This is a genomic window from Pseudomonas sp. GD04158 (assembly GCF_029834875.1).
Taxonomy (GTDB): domain Bacteria; phylum Pseudomonadota; class Gammaproteobacteria; order Pseudomonadales; family Pseudomonadaceae; genus Aquipseudomonas; species Aquipseudomonas hydrolytica.
In genome coordinates this window covers 1-16723 of the sequence record NZ_JAODYT010000084.1, presented here as the reverse complement: position 1 = coordinate 16723, position 16723 = coordinate 1, and the positions used below count along the sequence as shown (strand labels likewise).

Below are 16723 nucleotides of genomic sequence, written 5' to 3'. Positions count from 1 at the left end.
GCTGCCGCTGGCGTTACCTCTGGAGCGGCTGCGCCTGCCGCTGGCGCAGGCCAATACCCTGGCACCGCTGCGTATCGAGGCGCGCAGCAGCGATCAGGGCGCGTGGCGGCCGCTGGCCAGCGGTCTGCTCTATCGCCTGCCGGAGAATGGCCGGGAGATGGTGCACGACGAACTGGCCTTGCCGGGCTGGCCGGTGCGTCAGTTGCGTCTGCAGCTCGACCCGCGCGGTGGCGGTCTGGGGCCGGAGGTGCCGAACCTGCAGGTCGCCTTGCGCGCCACCCAGCTGATCTTTCTCGCCCGCGGCGAGGCGCCCTATCGCCTGGCACTGGGCAATGCCGGTGCGCAATCGGCGGCGCTGCCGCTGCCCAGCCTGATTCCCGGTTACCAGGCCGAGCGTCTGGCCAGCCTCGGCCGCGCCGAGCTGGGGGATGCGAGCGCACTGGCCGGCTCCATGGGCGAGCCAGCGGCCGTTGCGCAAGGTGACTGGCAACGCTGGGGACTCTGGGCTGTACTGCTACTGGGCGTTGGATTGCTGGCTGCCATGGCGGCCAGCCTGCTGCGGCGCCCACCAGGCGCCTGAGGCGCGCGGTGGGTGAATAAACCCTGTAGTGGTAGGGGTTTTGCAGTATCTTAGGCGCCCTGCGCCAGTCAGCATCAGAGGTCAGGAAGGCCCTTGCGTATTTTGGTTCGCGTCACCGCCCATGCATTTCGTTTCGCCGCGTCCGACTGCGGCGTGCGTGCCGTTCTCCGGTTGTCGCCGAGCTGGAGGGGGCGCTGATGCAGGCCTGTCTGGCTTCCGGCTGGAGCCTGTCACCGCCGGTCCTGATGACCCTGCTGGTGTGCTTCGGGGTGGTCCTGCTGGCGCACTGGGTCACCCGCCAGCGCGACTTCCCCGGGCGTGACAGCTTCATTCTGCTGCACCTGGCCAGCCTCTGGTGGATGGGCGCCGCGGCACTGGAAATGAGCTTCTTCGCCGCCGAATGCAAGATGTTCTGGGCCAGCATGGCCTGGCCCGGCATCGTTTCCACGCCCACGTTCTGGGCGGTATTCCTCTGGCAGTACGTCAACAGCATGCGCACGCCGTTGCCGCGTAGCAGCATCCTGGGGCTGAGCCTGGTGCCGCTGCTGGTCTGGGCTCTGGCGCTGAGCAATCCCTGGCATGGCCTGTTCTACGGTGCCGGCAGCGCTCCCGTCGACGACAGTCCGGGAGCCCCGGTGCGCTATCAGCATGGCCCGCTGTTCTATGCCACGGCCGTCTACGTCTACCTGTTCATGGCGTTCTGCATGGGCGTGGTAAGCCGCGCCGCGGCGCTCAGTCAAGGGCTGCACCGCCGTCACTATCTGGCGTTCGTGCTGGTCACCGCGGTGCCCTGGGTGGCCAACGTCGGTTATGTGGTGTTCGGCTGGACCCTGTTCGGCTTCGACCCGACCCCCTTCAGCTTCGCCTTCACCCTGGCGGCGTTCTCCTGGCTGATCGTCGGCGTACGCCTGTTCGACCTGCTGCCGGTGGCGCGCCATCTGCTGCTGGAGGCGTTGCTCGACCCGGTGCTGGTGATCGATCCGCGTGGTCGGGTGATCGAGGCCAATCCGGCCGCGCTGAAGCTGGCAGGGCTGCAGCAGGGCTGGCAGGGCACCGAGTTGGGGCAGTGGCCGGTGTTCGGCGCCGACCTGCAGCGTCTGCTGAATGAGGCCGGCGAGGGCGATCAGGAGCGCCCGCTGACCCTGACCAGCGCGGCGCGCTACTACGAAGTGCGGGTGCGCGCCATCGAACGCGCCACTCGCCACGGCCCGACCCTGCTGGGCCATATGCTCTACGTACGCGACGTGACCCAGCGCCACCTCAGCGAGCTCAAGCTGGCCGAGGCCCTGGCCCTGAGTGAAGAGCGTCTGCGCACCATCTCGAATCTGCACGAGCAACTGCGCGAGCAGGCGCTGTGCGACCCGCTGACCGGCCTCTACAACCGCCGCTATCTGGATGAATTCTTCTCGCGCGAACTGGCCAGGGCGCAACGCGAAAACCTGCCACTGGCCTTGGCGCTGATCGATCTAGACCACTTCAAACGGCTCAACGACGAGTGCGGCCATCTGGTCGGCGACGACGTGCTCAAGGCTGTCGCCAAGCATCTGCTGGACAACCTGCGCAGCACCGATGCGGTGTTTCGTATCGGCGGCGAGGAATTCCTGCTGATCCTGCCGGGGCTTGATGCTCAGGCTGCCATGGCGCGCCTGGAGGCATTACGGACGCAATTGAGCCAGGTTGGCCAGCCAACGCGCATAGGTACTCTGCCGGTCACCCTGTCGGCAGGCATCGCTATATGGCCGGCGCATGGGCAGGGTCTCGATAGCCTCCTGCAGGCTGCCGACGTTGCGCTCTACCGAGCCAAGCGTGATGGTCGTAACCGGGTGGAGGTGGCCCTTCCGCCGGCAGAAGCGAACCGCGCCAGATAGATGTTTTTCGCAGCAACAACCGCTACATTTGCTTGGCAGTTCATTCCAACAACAACAAGGACTTGCCATGAACCGTCTGTTGTCTCCGCTGGCGGCCGCCTGCCTGCTGGCCAGTGCCACTTCGCTTTCCGCCGCGCCATACAGCGCGCTCTACGTATTCGGCGATAGCCTCAGCGATGCAGGCTGGTTCGCCGACCCTGATGGGCCGGCGGGAGCTACCACCCGTTTTACCAATCGTATCGGGCCGACCTATCAGGATGGCAGCGGCGAGATCTTCGGGCCGGTGGCGCCCATGCTGCTTGGCGATGCCCTTGGCCTGGGCGGAGCGGGGCTGGGGCCGGCAAATTCGGTCGAGGGCGGTAACAACTGGGCGGTCGGAGGCTATCGTACCGACGAGATCCTCAACACCATCAGCGGTCCAGGCGGGTACCTGGCCTCCAGCGGAGGGCGGGCCGACCCGAATGCGTTGTATTACCTCACTGGCGGTGGGAATGATTTTCTCCAGTTTCGTGTAGTCGATACCGCCAGCGCGCAGGCTGCTGCCGGGCGGCTGGTCGATAGCGTCGAGGTTCTGCAGCAAGCCGGCGCGCGCTACATCATGGTGTGGTTGCTGCCGGATATCGGTCTGACACCGAACTTCTATGGTGGCGGCTTGCAAGACCTGGTATCCGGGTTAGGGGCCGACTTCAACCAGGAACTGGTGAGCCAGCTAGCGGCGCTCGATGCAAACGTCATTCCCTTGAACATACCGCTCAATCTCTCGGAAACATTGAGTGACCCCGGGCGCTACGGCCTGATCGCAGACCGCGACACGGTGATTGACAGCTGTTTCGAAGGCTGCAGCAATCCGCACCCGGTCTATGGCCTGAACGGCACCGCTCCTGATCCGACCAAACTTCTGTTCAACGACAGCGTGCACCCGACCATCACCGGGCAGCGCCTGATTGCCGACTACGCCTACTCACTCCTCGCCGCTCCCTGGGAAATCACCCTACTGCCGGAGATGGCCCTAGGCACGCTGCGGGCTCATCAGGATCAGCTGCGCGCGCAATGGCTGGCAGACTGGGAGGCCTGGCAGAGCGAAGGGCAGTGGCGTGCCTTCATCAATGCCGGCGGCCAGCGCCTGGATTACGATCTGTACAGTGGCGATGCCAAGGGCAACGGCTACAGCCTCAACTTCGGTACCAGCTATAGGCTCGATGACGCCTGGCGCCTGGGCCTGGCTGCCGGGCTCTACCAACAGAGTCTGGAAGCCGGGGCCGCGGATTCCGATTACGATCTTCGCAGCTATCTGGGTACTGCGTTCGCCCAGTATCAGCACAACCGCTGGTGGGGGGATCTGTCGGCCAGTATCGGGCGGCTGGACTACGATGATCTCAAACGCAAGTTTGCCATTGGTCCGGCTACCAACTCTGAGAAGGGGGATACCGACGGCGATCTGTGGGCCTTCAGTGGCCGATTCGGCTACGACATCGCCCAGCCGGGTAGCCAGTGGCATTTGAGCCCGTTCTTCAGCGCCGACTACGTGCGGATCGAAGTAGACGGCTATGCCGAAGATGGCCAGCGTTCCACCGCCCTGAGTTACGCTGATCAGGTACGCAAATCGAAGCGCCTCGGCGCAGGCCTGCAGGGGCTGTACGATCTCGCGCCGCAGACCCGACTGTTCGGTGAGCTGGCCATGGAGAGGGAGTACGAGGATGACCCCAGCGAAGTACGCATGGCCTTGAACAGTCTGCCGGGGATCGGCTTCGAGTTGCCTGGCTATCGCCCCGATGATCGTACCTGGCGTGGCCATGTCGGGGTCAGTCATAGCCTCGGAAACGGCTTGTCACTGCGTGGCAGCTACAGCTATCGGCACGCTGACGATGAATCCCAGCATGGTTTGAATCTTTCTCTGTCGTTGGATCTCTAAGAGCTGTTCTGACGCCAGCGCACCTCTCCTTGAGGGCGCTGGCCGTCGATTCAACGCGTTCCGTCAGTTTCTCCAAACTCGCTGTGGCCTCAGGGAGGCGGCCATAGCGGGAACCGGTTAAACTGCGCGCGATTTTTTCTCTTTCCGGAGCCGTCCATGTCCCGCGTCACCCTGAGCCGCTACCTGATCGAGCAGACTCGCAGCCATAACACCCCGGCCGATCTGCGTTTCCTTATCGAAGTCGTGGCACGGGCCTGCAAGGCGATCAGCCACCAGGTTTCCAAGGGCGCCCTCGGTGGCGTACTGGGCAGCCTGGACAGCGAGAACGTGCAGGGCGAAGTGCAGAAGAAGCTCGACGTCATCTCCAACGAGATCCTCCTCGAAGCCAACGAATGGGGCGGTCACCTGGCCGGCATGGCGTCCGAGGAAATGGACAACGCCTACCAGATCCCCGGCAAGTACCCCAAGGGTGCCTATCTGCTGGTCTTCGACCCGCTGGATGGCTCCAGCAACATCGACGTCAACGTCTCGGTCGGCACCATCTTCTCCGTGCTGCGCTGCCCGGACCGCAACGGTGACACCGGCGACCTGGGCGAGGACGCCTTCCTCCAGCCGGGCACCCAGCAGGTCGCGGCCGGCTACGCCATTTACGGCCCGCAGACCATGCTGATGCTGACCCTCGGCGACGGCGTCAAGGGCTTCACCCTGGATCGCGAACTGGGCAGCTTCGTGCTCACCCACGACAACATCAAGGTGCCGGAGTCGACCAAGGAATTCGCCATCAACATGTCCAACCAGCGCCACTGGGAAGCCCCGGTACAGCGCTACGTCTCCGAGCTGCTGGCCGGCGAGACCGGGCCGCTGGGGCGCAACTACAACATGCGCTGGATCGCCTCGATGGTGGCCGACGTGCATCGCATCCTCACCCGTGGCGGTGTGTTCATGTACCCGCGCGACGCCCGCGAGCCGGACAAGCCGGGCAAGCTGCGCCTGATGTACGAGGCCAACCCGATGTCGATGATCATCGAGCAGGCCGGCGGCGCCGCCACCGACGGCAGCCAGCGCATCCTCGACATCCAGCCCACTTCCCTGCACCAGCGTGTGCCGGTGTTCCTCGGCTCCAAGGAAGAAGTGCTGCGCGTCACCGCCTACCACCGGGGCTGACCGATGCAGCCCTGGCAGCCGTTGCTCGACTGGTGGTTCGGTGCCGATGGCAGCGCGACCGACATCGTAGCGGCGCGCCGGGGCTTGTGGTTCGGCAAGCGTGACAGTCAGGACCGTGAGGCCGAAGCGCGTTTCGCTGCGCTGGTCGAGCAGGCCCTGGCTGGCGAGCTGAAGGGCTGGGCGGATGAGCCGCAGGGCTGGCTGGCGCACCTGATCCTGCTCGATCAGCTGCCGCGCATGATCTTTCGCGATACCCCGCGCGCCTTCGCGGGGGACGCGCTGGCCCGTCCTCTGCTGGAGGCCGGGCTGGAGCGCGGCTGGGACCGTGCGTTGACGCCGATCCAGCGCGTTTTTGCCTACCTGATCTTCGAGCATGCCGAGGATCTGCCTCTGCAGGCGCGTGCCGTCGAACTGTTTCGCGCTCTGCTCGATCAGGCAGGTGACGCAGAGCGCGAGCTGTTCGCCGACTTTCTCGACTTCGCCGAGCGTCACCAGCGGGTGATTGCGCGCTTCGGTCGCTTCCCTCATCGCAACGCCATTCTCGGTCGCGCCTGTACTGACGAAGAACAGGCCTTCCTGCGGGAACCTGGCTCGCGTTTCTGAACTCCAAGCGGGCAAGTCGTCGCCGGCTATGCCAAGCTTGCTGGCACCTTCCCATCAGGAGTTTCACCCATCATGTCGATGCGTATCGTCGCGTTGCTCGCCTGCTGTCTGCTCGCCGCCTGCAACAAGGTCAATCAGGACAACTATTCCAAGCTCAAGGCCGGCATGAGCAAGGCGGAGGTCGAGAGCCTGCTTGGCGCTCCGGGCGAATGCGCCGGCGCACTGGGCATGACCAGCTGCACCTGGGGTGATGACAAGAGCTATATCAGCGTCCAGTACGCCGGGGACAAGGTGATGATGTTCTCCGGCAAGGGACTCAAGTAAGCAGGAGATCTCATGCGTTCGATCCTTATCGCCAGTGCCGTTCTCGCCCTCGCCGGCTGCGCCAACTCCGGCACGGGCCGCATCCCGCAGGAGCCGCCGAAGACCGTGCAGGTCGACCTGCAGCGCTACCAGGGCACCTGGTACGAGCTGGCGCGGCTGCCGATGTTCTTCCAGCGCAACTGCGTGCAGTCCGAAGCCCATTATGGCTTGCGTGACGATGGCCGCATTGACGTGACCAATCGCTGCCGCGACAAGGACGGCGAGTGGATCGAAGCCAAGGGCGTCGCCGAGCCTCAGGTGGAAGGGCAAACCGACAAGCTCTGGGTGCGCTTCGACAACTGGGCCAGCAAGCTGCTGCCGATCAAGGGCGACTACTGGGTGCTGTACCGCGATGACGACTACCGTGTAGCGCTGGTCGGTCACCCGCAGCGCAAGTACCTGTGGCTGCTGTCGCGTACCCCGGAAGTGGATCAGGAAACCCGCGACAAGCTGCTCAGCCACGCGCGCGAGCAGGGTTACGACACCTCCGAGCTGATCTGGCGCCAGGCTGACTAGCCTGTAGCCCGTATCGCATCGGTTAGCCCCCTCTGTAGGAGCGAGCTTGCTCGCGATCAGATCCGAAGGATCGCCGGCAAGCCGGCTCCTACCCGGTGAGGGGGCTACCGCTTCACTCCCAGTCCAGGCGCGCCAGCTTCCATTCGCCGCCTTCCTGCCACCATTCCAGCCTTACCGAATAGTGCCGCGCGCTGTCGGGGAGCAGCCCTTCGGCGCCGGTCAGGCCGACCTGCGCCTCGGTGTAGCCCTTGCTGCTGATCGCCGGGTCGATCCAGCTGTTCTTGCCCAGGGCGATGACCTTGATGTTCTTGTGGCGCAGAAACAGCAAGGTCATGGTGCGTTTGGCCCACTCGCGGTCGAGTTCCTGGCGGGCCAGGAAGTCGCCGTGCAACTGCTCCAGCACCGCGCTCGCGCTCTTGGCCTCGATATTGTCCTGCAGCTGTTTAACGGCCGCCTCCAGCGCGGCTTGCGGGTCGTCGCGGCCACCGCAGCCGGCCAGCAGCAGGGTGAAAAAAAGCGCCAGGAAACCGGCCAGATAACGCCTCGACATGCTGAACTCCTTTTTCATGGTTATGATGCCGTGCAGAGCGGAACTCGGTAGTCGTACCCATCGCATCAGGAGCCCACCATGCAGACTCTGTATCCAGAGATCAAACCCTACGCCCGTCACGAGCTGGCGGTCGAGCCGCCGCATGTGCTCTATGTCGACGAGAGCGGTTCGGCGGACGGGTTGCCGGTGCTGTTCATCCATGGCGGGCCGGGCGCCGGCTGCGATGCATCAAGCCGCCGATACTTCGATCCCAATCTCTACCGTATCGTCACCTTCGATCAGCGTGGCTGTGGCCGCTCCACCCCGCATGCCAGTCTGGAGAACAACACCACCCAGGCGCTGATCGGCGATATCGAACGCATTCGCGAGCACCTGGGGATAGACAAGTTCGTGCTGTTCGGCGGCTCCTGGGGCTCGACCCTGGCGCTGGCCTATGCGCAAACGCATCCGCAGCGCGTGCACGGGTTGATTCTGCGCGGCATCTTCCTGTGTCGGCCACAGGAATTCAGCTGGTTCTACCAGGAGGGCGCCAGCCGTCTGTTCCCCGACTACTGGGAGGACTACCTCGCGCCGATTCCGCCAGACGAACGCGGCGATCTGATGCAGGCCTTCTACAAGCGCCTGACCGGCGCCGATCAGATCGCCCAGATGCACGCGGCCAAGGCCTGGTCGACCTGGGAAGGTCGCACCGCCACCCTGCGGCCCAACACCCAGGTGGTCGAACGCTTCAGCGACGCGCACCGGGCGCTGTCCATCGCCCGTATCGAATGCCACTACTTCGTCAATGGCGCCTTCCTCGAGCCCGATCAGTTGCTGCGCGACATGCCGAAGATCGCCCATCTGCCGGGCATCATCGTGCACGGTCGCTACGACGCCATCTGCCCGCTGGACAACGCCTGGGCACTGCATCAGGCCTGGCCCAACAGCGAGCTGCAGATCATCCGCGACGCCGGCCATGCGGCCGCCGAGCCCGGCATCACCGACGCGCTGGTGCGCGCCGCCGACGAACTGGCCCGGCGCCTGCTCGACCTGCCGCCGGAGGATGCATGAAGCTGCTGATCCAGCGCGTCAGCGCAGCCAGGGTCGAGGTCGAAGGCGAGGTGGTGGGCGGCATCGATCAGGGCCTGTTGGCGCTGGTCGGCGTCGAGCCACAGGACGATCAGGCCAGCCTGACTCGCGCCCTGCACAAATTGCTCAACTACCGCGTATTCAGCGACGAGGCGGGCAAGATGAACCGCTCGCTGACGGATGTGCAGGGCGGGCTGCTGCTGGTCTCGCAATTCACCCTGGCGGCCGACACCAAAAGCGGCATGCGCCCGAGCTTCTCCAGCGCGGCGCCGCCGGCGCAGGGCGAGGCACTGTTCGATGCCCTGGTCGAGGCAGCCAGAGCCCGGCATCCGCAGGTCGCCACCGGACGCTTCGGCGCCAATATGCAGGTGCATCTGGTCAACGATGGGCCGGTGACCTTTCTCCTCGAGGTATAGCGGTAGCTTGTGGGAGCGAGCTCTGCTCGCGACTCGAACGCTTCGCGAGCAGAGCTCGCTCCTACAGATTGGTCGTTCTCGTTAGAACAATCTGGCCAGCAACGCCGGCACCGCCGTCTCCACCCGCAGGATGCGTTCGCCCAGTTGCACCGGCTGCAGGCCTGCGGCCTGGCGCAGCAGATCGACTTCGTAGGGAATCCAGCCACCTTCCGGGCCGATGGCCAGGGTCACCGGCTCCTGCACGGCGCGCGGGCAGGCCGGGTAGTCACCGGGGTGGCCGATCAGGCCCAGCGTGCCGGTTGCCAACGCCGGCAGGCGATCCTCGACGAAGGGCTTGAAGCGTTTCTCGATGCTCACGTCGGGCAAGACGGTGTCACGCGCCTGCTCCAGGCCGAGGATCAGCTGTTCGCGAATGGCTTCGGCTTCGAGAAAGGGCGTCTGCCAGAAGCTCTTCTCCACGCGGTAGCTGTTGACCAGCACCAGGCGCGGAACGCCCATGGCACTGACTGTCTGCAGTACGCGCTTGAGCATCTTCGGCCGCGGCAGGGCGAGCACCAGGGTCAGCGGCAGCTTGGCCGGCGGAGCCTGATCGAGGCTGACCTGCAGCTCGGCGTGCTCGGCATCCAGGGCCATCAGCCGACCTTCGCCCATCAGCCCGCCAAGGCGGCCGACGCGCAGGCGGTCGCCGGCCTCGGCGCGGTGTACCTCATGCAGATGCTTAAGGCGTCGGCCGCTGAGGCGTACCCGATCCTCGCCGACGAAGTCTGCGTCTTCCAGCAGCAGCAGGTTCACGACAGTGGCGCGGGCGGCTGGTCTTCGGGCTTGGCCTCTTCCTCGGCCTTTTCCTCGTCGCGCTTGCGCTTGACCAGGGCGCCGGCCAGCACGCCGGCTTCGAACAGCAGCCACATCGGTACGGCCAGCAGGGTCTGCGAGAACACGTCCGGCGGCGTCAGCAGCATGCCCACGGCGAAGCAGCCGACGATCACGTAGGGGCGGCTCTTGCGCAGGGTGGCCACGTCGACGATGCCGACCCAGATCAGCAGGAAGGTGGCGATGGGAATCTCGAAGGCCACGCCGAAGGCGAAGAACAGGGTCAGGACGAAGTCCAGGTACTGACCGATGTCGGTCATCATCGCCACGCCTTCCGGGGTCACGCTGGCGAAGAAGCCGAACATGATGGGAAAGACCACGAAGTAGGCGAAGGCCATGCCGGCATAGAACAGGAAGATGCTGGAGATCAGCAGCGGCACGGCGATGCGCCGTTCATGGGTGTACAGCCCCGGCGCGATGAAGCCCCAGGCCTGGTGCAGGATCACCGGCATGCCGAGAAACAGCGCGCACATCAGTGTCAGCTTGAACGGCGTGAGGAAGGGCGAGGCGACGCCGGTGGCGATCATCGTCGCGCCGTCCGGCAGATAGGCGCGCAGCGGTGCGGCGACCAGGGCGTAGATGTCCTGGGCGAAATAGAACAGGCCGGCGAAGATCAGCAGGATGATCACCACGCAACGCAGCAGGCGCGTGCGCAGTTCGGTCAGGTGCGAGACCAGGGGCATTTCCTGGTCGGCGTCCGGCAGTTTGCTCATGGCTGTGAAGTCTTGTCCTGGGCGGCGGGCGGTGGCGGCTCGACGCTGCTCTTGTCGGCGTCGCTGCTCGGCTTGAGGCTGGCGGTGTCGAGGATGTCCTGCTTCATCGCCTTCATTTCCCGCTCGAGCTCGAGAATTCGCTCGTTGTGCAACTGACGGCGAATCTCGTCGGCGCCGATCTCGCGCTCCACTTCGGCCTTGATCGAATTGAAGCTGCGCTTGATCCGGCCGATCCACAGGCCGGCAGTGCGCACCGCCCCCGGGAGGCGCTCAGGACCGAGCACCACCAGGGCGACCAGGCCGACCAGCAGCAGTTCGGTGAAACCGATGTCGAACATGGCTCAGTCTTTCTTCGCCGGCTCTTCGACCTTGCGTGCCTGGGCGTCGATGGTCTGCCCCTTGGGCTCTTCGACCGCCGGTTTCTCGGCTTCGCCATTGTCCATCGATTTGCGGAAGCCCTTGATCGCGTCACCCAGGTCCGAGCCCAGGCTCTTCAGGCGCTTGGTGCCGAACAGCATGACCACGATGAGCAGGATGATCAGGAGTTGCCAGATGCTGATGCCGCCGAAACCCATGATGAGTTCTCCGTTGTGAAAGTTATTCCGATTGCGGTCGCGCGGCTTTTTCCGCGTGGCCGGAGAGGCCGAAACGGCGATCCAGTTCGTCCAGCACGGCCTGCGGATGCTGGCCGAGGGCGGCGAGCATGACCAGGCTGTGGAACCACAGGTCGGCGGTTTCGTAGATCAGGTCCTTGCAGTCGCCGCTGGCGGCGGCGTCCTTGGCGGCGAGGATGGTTTCCACCGATTCCTCACCGACCTTTTCCAGAATCTTGTTCAGGCCCTTGTGATACAGGCTGGCGACGTAGGAGCTGTCGGGCGCTGCACCCTTGCGCGCTTCCAGTACCTCGGCCAGGCGGCTCAGGGTGTCACTCATGGCTGTGTCCTGCATAGATGGCGTGCGGATCTTTCAGCACGGCGTCGACGGTTTTCCAGCCGCCATTCTCGTACACGCGATAGAAGCAGCTCTCGCGCCCGGTGTGGCAGGCGATGCCGCCGAGCTGCTCGACCATCAGCACGATCACGTCGGCATCGCAGTCCAGACGCAGCTCGTGCAGCTTCTGCACATGGCCGGACTCCTCGCCCTTGCGCCACAGCTTGCCACGCGAGCGTGACCAGTAGATGGCGCGCTGTTCGCTGACGGTGAGGGCGAGGGATTCACGGTTCATCCAGGCCATCATCAGGATGCGGCCGGTCTGGTGATCCTGGGCGATGGCCGGCACTAGGCCGTCTTCGTTCCAGTGGATTTCGTCGAGCCAATCGTTCATCGGTGTTCCAAATCTGCCGGGCCTGCCGGATGGTCAATTCGCCAAGTGTGCCAGTGCTGTGGCTAGCTGGCTATCGGCGCAGCACCAGATAGAGACCGCCGCCGACCATCAGCCAGGCCGGCCAGGTGGCCAGCAGGGGCGCCAGGCCCTGTACGGCGCCGGCAGCGATCAATGCCGCGCCGAGCAGGCGCAGCGGCCACTGGTCGCGTGCGTCGCTCTCGCGTGGCGGCTCCGGTCGCTGCAGGCGCTCCAGGGCATCGCGGGCGATCTGCGACAGGTGCGGCACCTGCTCGGCCTGCTGCTGCAGGTTGCGCAGCAGGTGCAGGGGGCTGACGCGTTCGCGCATCCAGCGTTCGAGGAAGGGCTGGGCGGTGCTCCACAGATCCAGATCCGGGTATAGCTGACGCCCCAGGCCCTCGATGTTGAGCAGGGTCTTCTGCAGCAGCACCAGTTGCGGCTGCACTTCCATGTTGAAGCGTCGAGCGGTCTGGAACAGGCGCAGCAGCAGCTGGCCGAAGGAGATGTCTTTCAGCGGCTTTTCGAAGATCGGCTCGCACACGGTGCGGATCGCCGCCTCGAACTCGTTGACCTTGGTGTCGGCCGGCACCCAGCCCGAGTCGATGTGCAGTTGCGCCACCTTGCGGTAGTCGCGCTTGAAGAAGGCGATCAGGTTGCGCGCCAGGTAGTCCTGATCCTCGTCGGTGAGGCTGCCGATGATGCCGCAGTCGATGGCGATGTACTGCGGGCTCCACGGCGTGCGGGTGCTGACGAAGATGTTGCCGGGATGCATGTCGGCATGGAAGAAGCTGTCGCGAAACACCTGGGTGAAGAAGATTTCCACGCCGCGCTCGGCCAGCAGTTTCATGTCGGTGCGCTGGTCGGCCAGGGTCACCAGATCGGTGACCGGCACGCCGTAGATGCGCTCCATGACCAGTACCTGATGGCGGCACAGGTCCCAGTACACCTGCGGCACGTAGAGCAGCGGCGAGCCCTCGAAATTGCGCCGCAGCTGGCTAGCGTTGGCCGCCTCGCGCAGCAGGTCGAGTTCGTCGAAGATGGTTTTCTCGTAGTCGCTGACCACCTCCACCGGGCGCAGGCGACGGGCGTCGGCAGAAGCCCGCTCGGCGATGCGGGCGAGCAGGAACAGCCAGGCCAGGTCCTGGCGGATTACCGGCTTGAGGCCTGGGCGCACCACCTTGACCACCACTTCCTCGCCGCTCTTCAGCTGCGCGGCGTGTACCTGGGCCACCGAGGCCGACGCCAGCGGCTGGCTGTCGAAGCGGGCGAACAGCTGGCTCACGGGGGCGCCGAGCTGGCGCTCGATCAGGGCGATGGCCTGATCCTCGGGGAAGGGCGGCACCTGATCCTGCAGGCGTGCCAGCTCATCGGCGATATCGGGCGGCAGCAGGTCGCGACGGGTGGACAGCAGCTGGCCGAACTTGATGAAGATCGGGCCCAGGTCTTCCAGGGCCAGACGCAGGCGCGCCCCGCGCGACAGCGCCAGTGACCTGCGCGGCAGCCAGCGCCAGGGCAGCAGCCAGGACAGCGCACGCAGCCAGAATGGCAGCGGCAGTTCGAGGAGCAATTCGTCCAGTTGGTAGCGGATGACTACGCGCTGGATGCGCAGCAGACGGCGAACGGCAAGCAGCTTCATGCGTCGGGCTTATGGGCAGAAGTGAGGCGCTCGATGCGTGCTTCCAGGCGGTCGAGGGCGAGTTTGAGTTGATCCAGCTCGGCGAAGCGCGCGTCGGCCTCACGCTGGCCGACCAGGGTGCGCGACTCTTCGGCCAGGTAATCGGCCAGGTTCTGGGTGAGGCTGGCCGCGCCATGGCTGGCCAGGTTGACCCGGCTGCGCAGGTGGCCGGCGAGCAGGGTGCTGGCCACCGGGCCAAGCCAGCGCGACAGTTCGTATTCCCAGTCCAGTTCCAGGTCCTGGAGGATGCCGGCCAATTGCAGCAGCGCGGCGCTGTCGCCATCGAGGGAGACTTCCGGGCGGTGCAGTACGGCGGTCTTGTCACGGCTCAAGGCCAGGCGCGCCAGGCTGGCGACCGGGGCGGTGAGGGTGCAGTCGGCGGGTGCGTGCCACTGCGCAGCCAGCTGCAGGCCATCGCCGCTGGGCAGGATGAACAGCTCCAGCGCAGGGCTCTGGCACTGCACGGCGATGACCTTGCCACTCAGGGTGTGCAAGCGCGGCAAGGCGGTGCCATCGAGGCGCAGGACGCGATTGAGCCCCGTCTCGACGCCCGCCAGAAGCCCGGTCAGCAGCATCAGGGCTTGATGCCGCGGTGCAGGGCGACGATGCCGCCGGTCATGTTGTGGTAGGTGACGCGCTCGAAGCCGGCGTCGACCATCATCGCCTTGAGGGTTTCCTGATCCGGGTGCATGCGGATCGACTCGGCGAGGTAGCGGTAGCTGTCGGCATCGTTGGTGATCAGCTTGCCGGCCAGCGGCATGAAGCTGAACGAGTAGGTGTCGTAGACCTTGGCCAGCAGCGGGTTGCCCGGCTTGGAGAACTCCAGCACCAGCAGGCGGCCGCCGGGCTTGAGCACGCGCAGCATGGAGCGCAGGGCGTCTTCCTTGTGGGTGACGTTGCGCAGGCCGAAGGCGATGGTGACCACGTCGAAGTGGTTGTCAGGGAACGGCAGCTTCTCGGCATCGGCCTGGACGAACTGCACGTTGCCGGCCACGCCCTTGTCCAGCAGGCGATCACGACCGACCTTGAGCATGGAGTCGTTGATGTCGGCCAGCACCACTTCGCCGGTGGGGCCGACGATGCTGGCGAACTTGCGGGTCAGGTCACCGGTACCGCCGGCGATATCCAGCACGCGGTTGCCCGGGCGCACGCCGGACAGCTCGATGGTGAAGCGCTTCCACAGGCGATGCAGGCCGCCGGAGAGGACATCGTTCATCAGGTCGTACTTGGCCGCCACCGAGTGGAAGACTTCGGCCACTTTCTCCGCCTTCTGGCTTTCCGGCACGTCCTGGAAACCGAAGTGGGTAGTGGGTTCCTGCTCCTGGGCCTTGCGTGGATCGCTCATGTCGCTCTCACCGGATGGAAAACCGCCCCATTCTAAAGCTGCCTGCCGCCTTTGTCTTGCCTGGGTGCCAGGTGAGCTGGCGGGCTGTTAGAGTGCTGTGACTTCATGCCGCAGCGTTGCGGCGCCTGCCTGATCGAGGAGCTGTCATGTCCCGCATTCGTATCGAACGATCCCATTCCCTCGGCCGTGAGGTCGCCCGAGAAAAAGCCGAGCGTCTGGCCGAGCGCCTGGCCAGCGAGTACGACGTGCGCTACCGCTGGAACGGCGACACGCTGGAGTTCAAGCGCAGTGGTGCCGATGGCAGCATTGCGGTGGGCGAGAACACGGTTCGGGTCGAGCTCAAGCTGGGGCTGCTGCTGTCGCCCATGGGCGGAATGATCCAGCGCGAGATCGAGCAGGTGCTCGACAAGTCGTTGGCCTGAGCGCAGCGGCAAGCCGGTAGGGTGCGCTGTGCGCATCGCCCCTGGGTTGCTTGGGCAGGCATGCTGTTGCCTGTTCCTAGTATGCGATTTCTAATTTTTCTCCCTAGGGTGTACCCAAGCCTGCATTCCGTGGGCGTTTCCGCTAACTGTCAAAGCGCGTGAGGTGCACCATGTCGAAAGTTGCCGTGAAGAAGAAAGTCGAAGCCGTGGCCGAGGACAAGGCCGGCCTGTTCGATGACGTGAAGGGCTACGCCCGCAAGATCTATCTCGCAGGCCTGGGCGCCTACGCCAAGGCCGGTGCCGAGGGCGTCGAGTACTTCAAGGAGCTGGTCAAGACCGGCGAAGGCGTCGAAGTCAAAGGCAAGAAGCTGGTCGACGAGCAGGTCGAGGCCGCCAACAGCCAGATCGAGTCGGTCAAGCAGTCCGTCAACTCCAATGTCACCAGCGTCAAGGGCAAGGTCGAAGTGCAGCTCGACAAGATCGAGAAGGCCTTCGACACCCGTGTCGCCGCCGCCCTGAATCGTATCGGCATTCCCTCGAAGCAGGATGTTGAAGCACTCTCTGCTAAGCTGGATGAGCTGAGCGCGTTGCTCGAGCATGTCGCGCGTACCAAATAAGGAGATCAGGATGGCTGTTAAAAAGAAAACCGAGAAACAGACCAGCTCCTGGATCGGCGAGGTCGAGAAATACTCGCGTCAGATCTGGTTGGCAGGCTTGGGCGCTTACTCTAAGGTCAGCAAGGACGGCACCAAGCTGTTCGATACGCTGGTCAAGGATGGCGAGAAGGCCGAGAAGCTGGCCAAGAGCGAAGTCGACAAGCAGGTCGGTGCGGTGAAAGCCGGCGTCGGTGCCAAGGTCGGTTCCGCCAAGTCCAAGGTCGATGAGGTCAAGGACAAGGCGATCGGCAAGTGGAGCGAGCTGGAAGAGGCCTTCGACAAGCGTCTGAACAATGCCATCTCGCGCCTGGGCGTGCCCAGCCGCAACGAAGTGAAGGCGTTGAACGACAAGGTCGACAGCCTGACCAAGCAGCTGGAGAAAATCGCCGGCGTATCGGCCAAGTCGGTGGCCAAGCCTGCTGCCAAAGCTGCGCCCAAGCCTGCCGCCAAGCCCGCCGTCAAAGCAGCGAGCAAACCTGCTGCGAAGCCGGCCGCCAAGCCTGCTGCCAAAGCTGCAGCCAAGCCGGCTGCCAAACCGGCCGCGGCGAAAGCTGCTGCGAAACCTGCAGCCGCCAAGCCGGCAGCCAAACCTGCGGCGAAACCGGCAGCCAAGGCCGCAGCGAAACCCGCTGCCAAGCCAGCGGCCGCCGCCAAGCCTGC

General features: G+C 64.9%; 22 protein-coding genes. 12 read left to right on the top strand and 10 right to left on the bottom strand.

All coding sequences use genetic code 11. The features are described from left to right. The 7 genes from N7333_RS21225 to N7333_RS21195 all read left to right on the top strand — a co-directional run. Positions 1-580 (top strand): DUF3999 family protein (locus tag N7333_RS21225; RefSeq protein WP_279859354.1); only part of this gene is annotated, 580 nt, incomplete at its 5' end. Positions 581-777: 197 nt separating this feature from the next. Further along, positions 778-2448 carry a histidine kinase N-terminal 7TM domain-containing protein gene (locus tag N7333_RS21220; protein WP_279859352.1) on the top strand — a complete coding sequence of 557 codons (1671 nt, stop codon included), beginning with the start codon at positions 778-780 and terminating at the stop codon, positions 2446-2448. 67 nt (positions 2449-2515) lie between these two features. Further along, the gene (gene estP, locus N7333_RS21215; RefSeq protein WP_129481906.1) at positions 2516-4360 is read left to right on the top strand and encodes an esterase EstP; all 1845 of its coding nucleotides are present in this window, start codon (positions 2516-2518) and stop codon (positions 4358-4360) included. Positions 4361-4516: 156 nt separating this feature from the next. After that, positions 4517-5524, top strand: a complete 1008-nt coding sequence (locus N7333_RS21210; RefSeq protein ID WP_004372967.1) for a class 1 fructose-bisphosphatase — start codon at positions 4517-4519, stop codon at positions 5522-5524. Positions 5525-5527: 3 nt separating this feature from the next. Further along, a complete protein-coding gene (locus N7333_RS21205) occupies positions 5528-6127 on the top strand; it encodes a DUF924 family protein (protein WP_129481905.1) in 600 nt (199 codons plus the stop codon). A 72-nt stretch (positions 6128-6199) separates the two neighbouring features. Beyond that, the gene (gene bamE, locus N7333_RS21200; protein ID WP_004372964.1) at positions 6200-6451 is read left to right on the top strand and encodes an outer membrane protein assembly factor BamE; all 252 of its coding nucleotides are present in this window, start codon (positions 6200-6202) and stop codon (positions 6449-6451) included. 12 nt (positions 6452-6463) lie between these two features. After that, positions 6464-7006: a lipocalin family protein gene (locus N7333_RS21195; protein WP_129481904.1), complete on the top strand. Its 543-nt coding sequence runs from the start codon at positions 6464-6466 to the stop codon at positions 7004-7006. A 112-nt stretch (positions 7007-7118) separates the two neighbouring features. On the opposite strand, the gene N7333_RS21190 is transcribed toward N7333_RS21195, so the two are convergent. Beyond that, the gene (locus tag N7333_RS21190; RefSeq protein WP_129481903.1) at positions 7119-7556 is read right to left on the bottom strand and encodes a hypothetical protein; all 438 of its coding nucleotides are present in this window, start codon (positions 7554-7556) and stop codon (positions 7119-7121) included. Positions 7557-7634: 78 nt separating this feature from the next. On the opposite strand from N7333_RS21190, the gene pip reads away from it, so the two are divergent. Together pip and dtd are read left to right on the top strand one after the other, a co-directional pair. Continuing rightward, positions 7635-8606, top strand: coding sequence for a prolyl aminopeptidase (gene pip / locus N7333_RS21185; RefSeq protein WP_004372958.1), 972 nt, complete (start codon positions 7635-7637; stop codon positions 8604-8606). Then, the gene (gene dtd / locus N7333_RS21180; RefSeq protein ID WP_129481902.1) at positions 8603-9040 is read left to right on the top strand and encodes a D-aminoacyl-tRNA deacylase; all 438 of its coding nucleotides are present in this window, start codon (positions 8603-8605) and stop codon (positions 9038-9040) included. The genes pip and dtd overlap by 4 nt, the downstream gene beginning before the upstream one ends. Before the next feature lie 81 nt (positions 9041-9121). On the opposite strand, the gene N7333_RS21175 is transcribed toward dtd, so the two are convergent. The 9 genes from N7333_RS21175 to ubiE form a co-directional block, all read right to left on the bottom strand. Beyond that, positions 9122-9832 (bottom strand): 16S rRNA (uracil(1498)-N(3))-methyltransferase, encoded by a 711-nt coding sequence (locus N7333_RS21175; RefSeq protein WP_129481901.1) that lies wholly within the window; start codon positions 9830-9832, stop codon positions 9122-9124. Then, the gene (gene tatC, locus N7333_RS21170; protein WP_011920742.1) at positions 9829-10623 is read right to left on the bottom strand and encodes a twin-arginine translocase subunit TatC; all 795 of its coding nucleotides are present in this window, start codon (positions 10621-10623) and stop codon (positions 9829-9831) included. Before tatC ends, N7333_RS21175 begins: the two co-directional genes overlap by 4 nt. Further along, on the bottom strand, positions 10620-10961 hold the full coding sequence (gene tatB / locus N7333_RS21165) for a Sec-independent protein translocase protein TatB (RefSeq protein ID WP_011920743.1): 342 nt from the start codon (positions 10959-10961) through the stop codon (positions 10620-10622). Before tatB ends, tatC begins: the two co-directional genes overlap by 4 nt. 3 nt (positions 10962-10964) lie before the next feature. Then, positions 10965-11198: a twin-arginine translocase TatA/TatE family subunit gene (gene tatA / locus N7333_RS21160; RefSeq protein ID WP_011920744.1), complete on the bottom strand. Its 234-nt coding sequence runs from the start codon at positions 11196-11198 to the stop codon at positions 10965-10967. Positions 11199-11220: 22 nt separating this feature from the next. Further along, complete coding sequence (locus N7333_RS21155) at positions 11221-11556, bottom strand: phosphoribosyl-ATP diphosphatase (protein WP_011920745.1); 336 nt, start codon at positions 11554-11556, stop codon at positions 11221-11223. After that, positions 11549-11947 (bottom strand): phosphoribosyl-AMP cyclohydrolase, encoded by a 399-nt coding sequence (gene hisI, locus N7333_RS21150; RefSeq protein WP_004372946.1) that lies wholly within the window; start codon positions 11945-11947, stop codon positions 11549-11551. Before hisI ends, N7333_RS21155 begins: the two co-directional genes overlap by 8 nt. A gap of 70 nt (positions 11948-12017) precedes the next feature. Beyond that, positions 12018-13601, bottom strand: coding sequence for a ubiquinone biosynthesis regulatory protein kinase UbiB (ubiB, locus tag N7333_RS21145; protein WP_129481900.1), 1584 nt, complete (start codon positions 13599-13601; stop codon positions 12018-12020). Beyond that, entirely contained in the window at positions 13598-14215 is a 618-nt protein-coding gene (locus N7333_RS21140) for an SCP2 sterol-binding domain-containing protein (RefSeq protein WP_129481899.1), read from the bottom strand. Before N7333_RS21140 ends, ubiB begins: the two co-directional genes overlap by 4 nt. Beyond that, complete coding sequence (gene ubiE, locus N7333_RS21135) at positions 14215-14985, bottom strand: bifunctional demethylmenaquinone methyltransferase/2-methoxy-6-polyprenyl-1,4-benzoquinol methylase UbiE (RefSeq protein ID WP_004372941.1); 771 nt, start codon at positions 14983-14985, stop codon at positions 14215-14217. The genes N7333_RS21140 and ubiE overlap by 1 nt, the downstream gene beginning before the upstream one ends. Before the next feature lie 146 nt (positions 14986-15131). Between ubiE and N7333_RS21130 the strand changes: the two genes are divergently transcribed. The 3 genes from N7333_RS21130 to N7333_RS21120 all read left to right on the top strand — a co-directional run. Next, on the top strand, positions 15132-15407 hold the full coding sequence (locus N7333_RS21130) for a polyhydroxyalkanoic acid system family protein (RefSeq protein ID WP_004372939.1): 276 nt from the start codon (positions 15132-15134) through the stop codon (positions 15405-15407). Positions 15408-15577: 170 nt separating this feature from the next. After that, entirely contained in the window at positions 15578-16024 is a 447-nt protein-coding gene (locus N7333_RS21125) for a phasin family protein (RefSeq protein ID WP_004372937.1), read from the top strand. A gap of 10 nt (positions 16025-16034) precedes the next feature. After that, the coding region (locus N7333_RS21120; protein ID WP_279859350.1) for a phasin family protein at positions 16035-16723 on the top strand (689 nt) is incomplete at its 3' end.